The sequence below is a fragment of the Aurantimonas marina genome (genome assembly GCF_017183135.1).
GTDB lineage: Bacteria > Pseudomonadota > Alphaproteobacteria > Rhizobiales > Rhizobiaceae > Aurantimonas > Aurantimonas marina.
In genome coordinates this window covers 1-7,061 of the sequence record NZ_JADDXW010000035.1, presented here as the reverse complement: position 1 = coordinate 7,061, position 7,061 = coordinate 1, and the positions used below count along the sequence as shown (strand labels likewise).

The 7,061-nt window shown below is 62.8% G+C and carries 5 protein-coding genes and 1 pseudogene; 5 read left to right on the top strand and 1 reads right to left on the bottom strand.

Annotated features, from left to right (window positions below; translation table 11 throughout):
• Positions 1-12: 12 nt before the first annotated feature.
• Positions 13-123, top strand: a pseudogene (locus ING15_RS19805) (CBS domain-containing protein); the annotation flags it as partial.
• Positions 124-221: 98 nt separating this feature from the next.
• Here ING15_RS19805 and ING15_RS19660 read toward each other — a convergent pair.
• Positions 222-989, bottom strand: a complete 768-nt coding sequence (locus ING15_RS19660) for a Crp/Fnr family transcriptional regulator (RefSeq protein WP_232845890.1) — start codon at positions 987-989, stop codon at positions 222-224.
• A gap of 380 nt (positions 990-1,369) precedes the next feature.
• Here ING15_RS19660 and ING15_RS19060 point away from each other — a divergent pair, with 380 nt between their 5' ends.
• The 4 genes from ING15_RS19060 to ING15_RS19045 are packed head-to-tail and all read left to right on the top strand — an operon-like array spanning position 1,370 to position 6,866.
• Positions 1,370-2,509 (top strand): cytochrome-c peroxidase, encoded by a 1,140-nt coding sequence (locus tag ING15_RS19060; protein ID WP_206456424.1) that lies wholly within the window; start codon positions 1,370-1,372, stop codon positions 2,507-2,509.
• A 10-nt stretch (positions 2,510-2,519) separates the two neighbouring features.
• The gene (locus ING15_RS19055; protein ID WP_206456423.1) at positions 2,520-3,644 is read left to right on the top strand and encodes a cytochrome-c peroxidase; all 1,125 of its coding nucleotides are present in this window, start codon (positions 2,520-2,522) and stop codon (positions 3,642-3,644) included.
• Between the two features lie 47 nt (positions 3,645-3,691).
• Positions 3,692-4,189, top strand: coding sequence for a Rieske 2Fe-2S domain-containing protein (locus ING15_RS19050; RefSeq protein ID WP_206456422.1), 498 nt, complete (start codon positions 3,692-3,694; stop codon positions 4,187-4,189).
• Between the two features lie 13 nt (positions 4,190-4,202).
• Entirely contained in the window at positions 4,203-6,866 is a 2,664-nt protein-coding gene (locus ING15_RS19045) for an arsenate reductase (azurin) large subunit (protein WP_206456421.1), read from the top strand.
• Positions 6,867-7,061: the final 195 nt, after the last annotated feature.

Below are 7,061 nucleotides of genomic sequence, written 5' to 3'. Positions count from 1 at the left end.
AGGAGAGCAGAGATGCGAGCAGCTGACGTCATGACTTCCAATGTCATCACGGTTCAACCGGATACGGAGATCCGGGAGATTGCCCGCGTCTTGTTGAAGCACAGGATCAGCGCCGTTCCGGTCGTCGACGCCGGCCAGCGCGCCTTGGCCGCTGTTCTGGATCGGTCGGGTCGGGTCGGGTCGGTCACTGACGTAGGCGGGGTTATCCTTGCCGCGGCATGTCACGCGCCCTGCTGGAGGGTCGCCATCGGGCGAGCGAACCCGCTATCGTTCTTCCGCCGTCTCGGACTGCCGCCATTGGCGACGCGCCGCAACTCGACTTCGTCCTCGATATCGAACGTCCCACCTTGTCCGATAGCGATGATCCCGTCGATGGTCAGGCGCGAGATCGCCCGGCTCACGGTTTCAGGCTGCAGTGCGAGGTAGTCGCCGAGCTCGGCGTAAGTCAGCGGGATGGCAATCGCGTCCGGTGACTGGCTCGCCCTGCGTCGGCGGCGCAGCAGTTCGAAGAAGAACGAGGCGATGCGCTCGGCCGGCGTCTTTTTTCCGATATCGACACAATGGTCGCGCAGGATATGCGACTGCTCCCGGAGCCGGTCGCCGAACGCTTTATCCAGCACGTCGTCGGACCTGCGAAGGGCATCGAAGGTTGCCCCGTCGAATGTGCTGATGCGGGTATCGGCCAGAGCGACGATGGCTCCTTGGTTCTGCCGCAAGCCGCGCCGGCAGTCGACGATGTCGCCCGGAATAAAGAGCTCCGTCAGGGCACGACGGCCGTCGCTCAGGAAATGCTCGAAGCCGACCAGACCTTCACGGATGATCAGAACCGGCATGCTCGCTGTCCCGCAGCCATTCCAGACCTCGCCCCTTTTCAACTCGCAGATACAGACCTTGGTGTGCCTCAGCGCTTGGGCCGCTGCCGTCATCCGATCGCCGATTCTCTCCTCATCCGTCGGTTTGACACAGGCAGGGTATCCGATCGCTTCCATGCGTTGCTCCTCGCAACCTGGCGGAGACGCTCCCCGTCCTGACCAAGCTCTTTCAACAGGTCGATCCGTGCCGGCGCATTGACCTCCATCAATGTTCGCAGGTCAAAACGAACAGCACGCTACTTGGGCGAGCGCCAACCATTTTTGGATTTCTCGCAGGGACATGATTGCAATCAATGCGCCTAGGAAGCCAGGGGGACCATCCTTGCGGGTGACCTGGAAATCATTCGCGCCCCTGGCGACGAGAACGAAGGATCAACCGCCGATGTCATTGGCCCGATCCTGGATCCTGCCGTCGGCGGAGGACCAAAGGAACGAGCGCGCGCGCCGAGGACAATTTCGGGCCGCGAGCCGCTCGCAAGCATTAGAGGTGGCTAGTCATGCAAGATCGTAGATTGTCGGAGCTGACGCGTAAGGCCGCAGTCGTCGTCGTGCTCCAGTCGATTGCCATGGCAGGCTTCGCCTTGCCCGCGGTTGCCCAGAGTAACGTCGAGGCGCCGGCCGTCTTCGCGCCTTTGCCGGATCCCTCCGAGGTCAAGGAAGCGCGGGCCCGCCTGGGTGGGATGCTGTTCTTCGATAACCGGCTTTCGGGCGACACCGCCCAGTCCTGCGCCAGTTGCCACGATCCCAAAAAGGGCTGGGGTACCGGCGAGCCCATGTCGCAAGGCTATTCGAGCATCCTGTATTTCCGCAACGCGCCGGGCCTGTTCAACGCGGCGAACCGCAACTTCTATATGTGGGACGGCCGCCTCGACGGATCCGACCAGGGCACGGTCGTCCGCGACATGCTGACCGAGGCCCACACCATGAACATGGACAGCCGGCTGGCGCAGGAGCGGCTGAAGCAGGTACCGGAATATGCGGCGCTGTTCGACGAGGCTTTCGGCGGCGATCCCTATGGCGGGAAGATCTACGGCGCCATCGGCGAGTATCTGAAGACGATCCGCACCGTCAATGCCCCGTTCGACCGCTATTTGCGTGGCGAGGCGTCGGCGCTCGACGCTGACGCCCAGCGCGGCATGGAGCTGTTCGCGGGCAAGGCGGGCTGTGCGCAGTGTCATTCGGGCGCGATGCTCTCGGATGGCGGATTGTACGCGACCGGCGTGCCCGACAATGCCGACCTGCAGGCCAACGCCGACCGCCAGATCAGCATGTTGCGCCATTACGCGACGATGGGGACGCCCAACTACATGAATTTGCGTTCCGATGTCGGTCATTACGTCGTCACCAAAGACGAAGCCGATATCGGCAAGTTCGTCACCCCTTCGCTGTGGGATGTCGGCCAGACGGCCCCGTACATGCATTCGGGCGTGTTCGCGACTTTGACCGATGTCGTCGCCTTTTACGACGCGGGCGGTGGCGCCGGACCGAACAAGAGCGAAACGATCAAGCCGCTCGGGCTTTCCGATCAGGAAAAGGCCGACCTCGTGGCATTCCTCGACAGCCTGACCGGCGATGCGCCCGATGTCACGGTGCCCGACCTGCCCGAGTATCAACTCCGTGAAGTCGGCAAGAATTGAGGAGCGACCGATGAAACGCAAAATCCTGGCCCTTCTCGGATCCGCCGCGCTCCTCACCGGCGCACTCGGGTCTTCCGTCGTCGCAGCGCAAGACTTGCCGCCGCTCGCGACCCTTCCGTCACCCGCGATCCCCGCCGATAACCCGACGACGGCGGAAAAGGTCGAACTCGGCAAGAAGCTGTTTTGGGATGGCCGGCTGTCGGGAAACGGCGCGATGGGGTGCGTCGCCTGTCATCAGCCGGATCTCGGCTGGGGCACCGGCGGGCCGATCTCGCTCGGCTATCCGGGCACGCAGCATTGGCGCAACTCGCAGACCATCCTGAACAGCGCCTATTACAACAAGTTGTTCTGGGAAGGCAGCGTCACCTCGCTCGAGTCCCAGGCGCCGGGCGCGGCCGGCGGAGCGGTCGCCGGCAATGGCGATGGCTCGATGATGGAGATGAAGCTTCGCTTCGTCCCCGAATACGTGGCTGGCTTCCGCCAGGTGTTCGGAACCGACTGGCCGCATATCGCGCAGGCGTGGCAGGCGATCGCCGCGTTCCAGCGGACGCTGGTCACCGACCCCGCCAAGGTGCCGTTCGACCGTTACCTCGCAGGCGACGAGACAGCGCTCACCGATGCCGCCAAGCGAGGCAAGGAACTGTTCGAAGGGAAAGGCGGCTGCCTTTCTTGCCATAACGGCGCGCTCGCTTCGGACGAGCGATACTACAATCTCGGAGTCCCGGCCGCGCCCGAGTTCGGCCAGGATCCGCTCTATCAGATATCGCTGCGCTGGGAACTCTATCAGAAGGGTGTGCCCGAGGCGGTCTATCGGGCGGGCGATGACGACCTCGGTCTTTATCACAAGACCAAGCGGCCGGACGACAAGGGCAAGTTCCGAACGCCGTCGCTGCGTGAGCTGCGCTGGACCGACCCGTACATGCATAACGGTATCTTCGCGACGCTGGCGGATGTCGTTGACTTCTACGACGGCGGTGGCGGCGAGGGGAACACGGTGCTGAAGCCGCTCGGCCTGTCCCAGGACGAGAAGGCCGATCTGGCCGCCTTCCTCGAAGCGCTCTCGATGGACGAGCCGCTTTTGATGGACGAGCCCGAGCTTCCAAAGACCGCAACCTGGGCGGAGTTTTTGAAATGACCGATCTCCACAGGCCTCCGACCGAGGCTCAACCAAAGCGCGCCTGTATGAACCGCCGTGATTTCCTGGTGCTGGGCGGCGCGTCCGTCACCGTCCTCGCAACCTTCGGCACGGATGCCTTCGCTCAGCAATTGGTGAGCAGTTCCTATGCCCGGAAGGTGGTCGGGAACGTCTCCGATCTCGAGCAGGGCGTCGCGATCGCGTTCAACTATCCGGACGACGAGATCGAGAACATCCTCGTCATGCTGAATGAGGAAGCCGGAGCCGGCGTCGGAGAGGCACGCAATATCGTGGCGTTCAACACCGTCTGCCCGCACATGGGCGGCTATATGGACGCAAGCGTCTTCAAGCCGAAGCACAGCGTGCTCGGTCCCTGTCCGCTCCATCTTTCGACCTTCGACCTCACCAAGCACGGCATGGTCGTGTCGGGGCACTCGACCGCCAGCCTGCCGCAGATATCGCTCGAACTCGACGGCGACGACATCGTCGCGACCGGGGTGATGGGTCTGTTCTATGGCTTCAACCGCAATCCTTCGGGCGCCTGAGGGAGGCATTCAGATGACCACTTCTCCGATCCAGAACACCGACTACGTGCCGCTGCCACCCCCGGAAGCGGAACTGGTGACGACCGCCTGCAGCTACTGCATCGTGGCCTGTAGCTACAAGGTTTACCGCTGGCCCGTCGGCCGGGAAGGTGGTGCGGCCGCCGACCAGAACGCGCTCGGTGTGGATTTCCCGCAGGGTGGGGTCTGGGTTTCACCGGCGCAGCACAATATCGGCATGCATGACGGGCGGCCCCATCACATGGTGGTCATTCCCGATCCGGACGCCGACGTCGTCAATCGCGGCGGCAACCACTCGGTGCGCGGCGGCACCCTGGCGCAAAAGATCTACAATCCGAACACCCCGACGCGGGACCGGCTGAAATATCCGATGATCCGCATCGCCGGGATGCTGACGCCCGTTTCCTGGGATCTGGTCACGGATGTCATGGCGGCCGTCTCCAAGCATGTCCTGAAAAAGCATGGCGAACATGCATGGGGCATGAAGACGTACTCCTACGAGTATTTCGAGAACACCTATGCGATCTCGAAACTGGTCAACCGCGCCATCGGAACCCCGGTCTACGCGCCGCACGACAAACCGCAGGCCGCCGAGGATGCGGCCGGACTGGATGATGCCGGCATCAACTCCTTTGCCGCCTCCTACGCGGACTGGGGCAAGTGCGATGTCGCCTATCTGTCGGGGGTCGATCCCTACGAGACGAAGACCGTTCTGTTCACCGAATGGATGATGTACGGCGAGAACCCCGACAAGAAGATGATCTTCGCCACGCCCCATCGCACGATGGGCGTGCAGTACGGGATCGACAATGGCGGTCTCTGGCTGCCGGTGACGCCGGGAACCGACACCGCGCTGCATCTGGCGATGGCCAAGATCATCATCGACAATGGCTGGCAGGATCAGGAGTTCATCGACAAGTGGGTGAACAACAAGTGGGAGATCGAGTCCGGTTACGGTCGCGGCACCCGAAATACGCGCTGGCAATGGCGCACGACCTGGGGCCGCTGGCAGAGCGACTGGGAGGACTTCCAGAAGTTCATCGCCAACGAGAAGGCGGCCGAGTTACAGGAAGCCGCCGCGATTACCGGGCTCGACGCCGACCTGATCGAGGCGGCCGCCGAGATGATCGCCAAGCCGCGGGATGACGGCGCGCGCCCGAAAACCTCGTTCATGCTCGAGAAGGGCAATTACTGGTCCAACAACTACATGAACACGGCTTCGCTGGCCGCCCTCGGCCTGATCTGCGGCGCCGGCAACCGTCCCGGCCAGGTGATCTCGCGCGGCGGCGGCCATCAGCGCGGGGGTATGAGCGCGGGCGGAGGCAAGGGCTGGCTGAGCCCCGAGAAACATCCAGGCCGGCGCAAGAAGGCGCTGAATGTCGACCGCTGGGTGATGGATGGCAAAGTCCGGTTCATGTGGACGGTCGGGCTGACCTGGTTCGCCGCGATGCTCTCCTCCCAGGAGCTGTCATCGCGGGTCGCCGATCTGACCGTGCGCAATCCGCATCACCCCAAGAACCTGAACCGCGATCATCTGATCGAAACCCTCATCGAACGGGTCGAATCCGGCGGCATGGTGCTGGTCAATTCCGACATCTACCCCGTCGAGCCGCTCAACACGCAGTATGCCGATATCGTTCTGCCGGCGGCCGGATGGGGCGAAGTCGACTTCACCCGTTGCAATGCCGAGCGGCGGCTGCGCCTCTATGCCAAGTTCAATGACGCGCCCGGCGAGGCGAAGCCGGACTGGTGGGCGATCTCCCGTTTCGCGCAGAAGATGGGCTTCAAGGGCTTCGACTGGGAGGATTCCAACCAGATCTTCGAGGAAGCGGCGCGTTTCTCCCGCACCGGCGTGCTGAATTATTACGCGCTCGCCGTCCACGCCAAGCGCGAGGGCAAGAGGGGACACGAAAAACTGCGTGAATACGGCACGACGGGCATCCAGACCCCGATCCGGGTCATCGGCGGCGAGCTTGTCGGGACGGCGAAACTGCACGATCCGTCCAATGACTGGGGCGAGATCGAGGATGTGACCACCGATCAGAAATGGCTCTACGCCTTCGGCACGCACACCGGCAAGGCGAACCTGTTGAAGACGCCTTGGGAAAATGACAGCTGGTCCGACTTCTACGCGGCGATCAAGCCGCGTCCGGAAAAGGGCGAGATCTGGATCACCAATGGCCGCGTCAACGAGACATGGCAGTCCGGCTTCGACGATCTGCGCAAGCCCTATCTCGCCCAGCGCTGGCCTTGGCCGCACATGGTGATCCACCCGGAGGACGCGGCGCCGCATGGCATCGAATCCGGTGATCTGGTCGAAGGCTTCAACGACACTGTCTACGTCCAGAGCGGCGAACCGATCGGCGTGAAGGAAAAGGATCTCAGCTTCACCGAACTGATGAAGAACGGGCACATCAAGACCACGACCGGCCAGTTCGTGGCCGTGGCGATCGTCTCCGACGAAATCCGGCCGGGCGTCGCCAAGGCGGCGTTCAACTATCCGGGCTCGATGGCGAATTCCGTCTGCAATGCGGTGCCGGACCCGGTCAGCGGCAATTATCGCTACAAGCTTGGACGGGGCGTTCTGCGCAAGATCGGCGAGTCCGCCTATAAGCGCAATTTCCTGGAGATGTCGCTGAAACCGCGGCCGATCACTTGACGTCTAAAGCCCTGTGCTGATTCGGTGAATCGAGGGGTTCCCCTGTGCATTGGATTGTGGCTCACCGGAATGGAAGGTTGGATCATGAGCTGTTCGAACGATCTTCGCAGCGGTGTTGTACGGCAGACAATACCCTTATTAAGGCAAACCAAGCCACTTCTCTTCGGCGGCAAGCCGGATTTCCGTGCCCTCGAC

Coding starts and splice junctions, on each gene's coding strand:
- ING15_RS19060 (WP_206456424.1), top strand. CDS start 1,370: ATGCAAGATCGTAGATTGTCGGAGCTGACGCGTAAGGCCGCAGTCGTC.
- ING15_RS19055 (WP_206456423.1), top strand. CDS start 2,520: ATGAAACGCAAAATCCTGGCCCTTCTCGGATCCGCCGCGCTCCTCACC.
- ING15_RS19045 (WP_206456421.1), top strand. CDS start 4,203: ATGACCACTTCTCCGATCCAGAACACCGACTACGTGCCGCTGCCACCC.
- ING15_RS19050 (WP_206456422.1), top strand. CDS start 3,692: ATGAACCGCCGTGATTTCCTGGTGCTGGGCGGCGCGTCCGTCACCGTC.
- ING15_RS19660 (WP_232845890.1), bottom strand. CDS start 989: ATGGAAGCGATCGGATACCCTGCCTGTGTCAAACCGACGGATGAGGAG.